We start from the raw sequence: 3,147 nt of genomic DNA on the forward strand, positions 1-3,147 counted from the left end.
GGTGGGGACAGTTTTAAAACTGTCCCCTATTGTGATTCGCGACGGACGCCCGGGGACATTGCTTTAGCGGTGTCCCCACAAGTCGGCCTGTCTGCGTGCGGCACGCACAGGCAGGCCATGGACGGCCGGCGAGAATGAGCAAGAGCCATGCTGGAACATCCCTGGAGATTTATTTTCAGCTGTTTTTAGAGCAACTCAGAAAGTAGAGAAGTAAAGAAATGAGTGACGATACAACCAAAACCGATGGCGGCCCAACCATAAGAACTGAAACCATGGCCCAACTGCTGCTCTCCCAGGGCCATTGGCAACAGGCCCGGCAGGTATACCAGGAAATTTACGGTCAGGATCCGGAAAAATATGCCCATATGCAGGAAATATTAACAGAAATTGACCGGGAATATACAGCTAAACAACCCGATGTTCCTGACCAAACCACAATAATAAAAGCCCAGATTGATTATCTGAATACATTTCTCAGGCAGATAAAGGAAGAATTATGAAGACATCATTGCTGGTTATCCATGGCCCGAATCTCAATCTCTTAGGAAACCGCGAACCGGAAATTTACGGAACCACTACCCTGCCCCTGATCAATGAACAGATCAGCCAGCGGGCCAGTCAACTAGGTTTGGAGGTCCATTGCGTTCAAACCAATCACGAAGGAGAAATCGTTGATCTGCTGCAGGAAGCAGCCCATGATTGCAAGGCTGTCATCCTCAATCCAGCGGCTTATACCCATACCAGTATCGCCATCCGGGATGCTATTGCCGCTATTTCCATCCCGGTCATCGAAATCCATCTAAGTCAGATCAGTAAGCGGGAGCCTTTCCGACACACATCGCTTACCTCCCCGGTCTGTGCCGGGCTGATCAGCGGTTTTAGCTATCACGGCTATCTGCTTGCAGTTGAAGCCGCCGCTCTGCTGCTGCAAATAAAATCATGAACATCCCGAAAAACAACAATCAGGCAGCCAGCCGCCATCTGAGCAAGCTCAAGCTTCAATTATCCGCAAACCAGGCAGAGGCATTCTTCCTCCATACCCTTCCATCCCTGCGATATTACGGTGGCTTCACCGGTGACAGCGGTTTTCTGCTGGTTGAAGCAGACGAGGTAACTTGTTTTACCGATGGCCGTTATACTACCCAGGCCGCCAGCGAACTTCCAGGGGAAATCTCCCTGGTCCAGATTGATTCTTTCAATCAGATGTGTTCAAATCTGGCTGAACGAAAAATTACTTTACTGGGAATTGAAGAACAAAGCTTTTCCATCTTCCGCGACCGGGAGCTGAAAAAAAGAATCCCCCGCTTACAAACCATTTTCTGTCAGCAACCGATCAGCACCCCCAGACTCCATAAGGATAAAGAAGAGCTGGCCCTAATTAAAGAGGCCATTGCCATCGCTGAAGAGGCTTACCAGCAAACGATCACCCTGATCAAACCCGGCATCACCGAACAAGATGTCGCCCTGGAACTGGAATATCAGATGAAACGCCGAGGAGCGGAAGGAACCGCTTTCGACCTGATCGTCGCCAGCGGCTATCGAAGCTCCCTGCCCCATGGCGTCGCCTCAGAAAAACCCATTGCCCCGGGAGATATGATAACCATTGACTTTGGAGCCTGCTATCAGGGATATCACAGTGATCAAACCTGCACTGTTTTCCTCGGGGAACCGAATGAAAAACAAAAACGTGTCTACCAGGCGGTCTTCCTGGCCCAGCAGGCCGGCATCAAGGCCGCCCGGCCTGAAATTAGTGCCAAAGAACTTGACCATATTGTCAGGGAAATCTTAGAGCAGGCCGGTTACGGTGAATATTTCAGTCACGGTACCGGCCATGGAGTTGGGCTGGAAATCCATGAAGCGCCATCCATTTCTTCCCGTTCCAGCGATACTTTGGCCGCCAACATGGTATTCACCATTGAACCAGGCTGCTATTTCCCCCATCAATGGGGAATCCGGCTGGAAGATATGATTTATCTTACCAGCCAGGGAAGCCTGATATTGACCACCCTTGACAAACAGCTTGAATCGGCTATTATCGAATAGAATGCTCACCGGAATTGCTGACCGCTGCTGTCTGCATCATCCATAAGCCGTAATCCTGATAGTCGCAACCTAAAGTAACAATAAACCCGTTCAACAACACAGACAGAATGTAAGGAGCAAGAAAACATGTATTCAACCACTGATTTCCGCAAGGGACTGCGCATCGAATTGAGCAATGAACCCTATATTATAGTCGATTTCCAGCATTTTAAGCCCGGCAAAGGCGGTGCTTTTGTTCGTACGAAACTAAAAAATCTGCTCAACGGCAGAGTTGTTGACAAGACCTTCCGTTCCGGTGAAAAAGTCGGCAAACCCGACATTGAAGAAAAGGAAATGCAGTTCCTTTACAAGGATGACGAGTATCATTTCATGGACAACGCCAACTATGAACAAATTGACCTGTCGGCTGAACTTATTGGGGACAGCAAGAACTTTTTGCAGGAAAACACCAACGTCAGCATTCTTTTCTATCAGAACCGACCCATCAATCTGGAATTACCGATTTTTGTCGAACTGGAGGTGGTGGAGGCTGAGCCAGGGCTCAAGGGGGACACTGCCAGTGGAGCCAGCAAACCGGTAACGGTAGATACTGGAGCCAAAATCCAGGTACCCTTGTTTATCGAGGAGGGAGACCGATTAAAAATAGACACCCGCACCGGTGAATATATTGAGCGGGTCAAAATATGATGATGTCTTCGTAAAAAAAAATATATCTTCTTCGTTATACTGCAACCTTCGTCTACCTGGGTGGGATATAAATACGGTTTACGGTATAAGGTGTACGGTATAGGGAAAAACACCTTGAACTCAACTTTCTGACTTGCGTTGCCAGGGACATACTTACCGGATGTTTGGGCTTGGCTTATAGCCTGTCTGCCGACAGGCAGGCGGTATTGGCCGCCGAACGAATCACACGACGTGATTCGCGGCGGACGCCTCGGAAGCCGGCCTGTCTGCGTGCGGCACGCACAGGCAGCCCATGGACGGCCGGCGAGAATGAGCGAGAGCCATGCCTGAACATCCTTGTAAATTTCTTTCCGCTGTTTTTAGAACAACTCAGAAAGTTGAGCCTTGAACCTTTAGCCTTTAGCCTTTAGCCTTTAG

The 3,147-nt window shown here is 49.2% G+C and carries 5 protein-coding genes; 4 read left to right on the forward strand and 1 reads right to left on the reverse strand.

Going from position 1 to position 3,147, the window contains the following annotated elements; all coding sequences use genetic code 11:
• Window positions 1-26: 26 nt before the first annotated feature.
• Window positions 27-149, reverse strand: a complete 123-nt coding sequence (locus U9P07_07140; GenBank protein MEA2109178.1) for a hypothetical protein — start codon at window positions 147-149, stop codon at window positions 27-29.
• Window positions 150-218: 69 nt separating this feature from the next.
• Here U9P07_07140 and U9P07_07145 point away from each other — a divergent pair, with 69 nt between their 5' ends.
• The 4 genes from U9P07_07145 to efp all read left to right on the forward strand — a co-directional run bounded on the left by U9P07_07145 (window position 219) and on the right by efp (window position 2,730).
• Complete coding sequence (locus U9P07_07145) at window positions 219-500, forward strand: hypothetical protein (GenBank protein MEA2109179.1); 282 nt, start codon at window positions 219-221, stop codon at window positions 498-500.
• A complete protein-coding gene (gene aroQ / locus U9P07_07150) occupies window positions 497-943 on the forward strand; it encodes a type II 3-dehydroquinate dehydratase (GenBank protein ID MEA2109180.1) in 447 nt (148 codons plus the stop codon). The genes U9P07_07145 and aroQ overlap by 4 nt, the downstream gene beginning before the upstream one ends.
• Window positions 940-2,043 (forward strand): aminopeptidase P family protein, encoded by a 1,104-nt coding sequence (locus tag U9P07_07155; protein ID MEA2109181.1) that lies wholly within the window; start codon window positions 940-942, stop codon window positions 2,041-2,043. Before aroQ ends, U9P07_07155 begins: the two co-directional genes overlap by 4 nt.
• 126 nt (window positions 2,044-2,169) lie before the next feature.
• Window positions 2,170-2,730: an elongation factor P gene (gene efp / locus U9P07_07160; protein ID MEA2109182.1), complete on the forward strand. Its 561-nt coding sequence runs from the start codon at window positions 2,170-2,172 to the stop codon at window positions 2,728-2,730.
• The last annotated feature ends 417 nt before the right edge of the window (window positions 2,731-3,147 follow it).

It is taken from the genome of Pseudomonadota bacterium (assembly GCA_034660915.1).
Classification (GTDB): domain Bacteria; phylum Desulfobacterota; class Anaeroferrophillalia; order Anaeroferrophillales; family Anaeroferrophillaceae; genus DQWO01.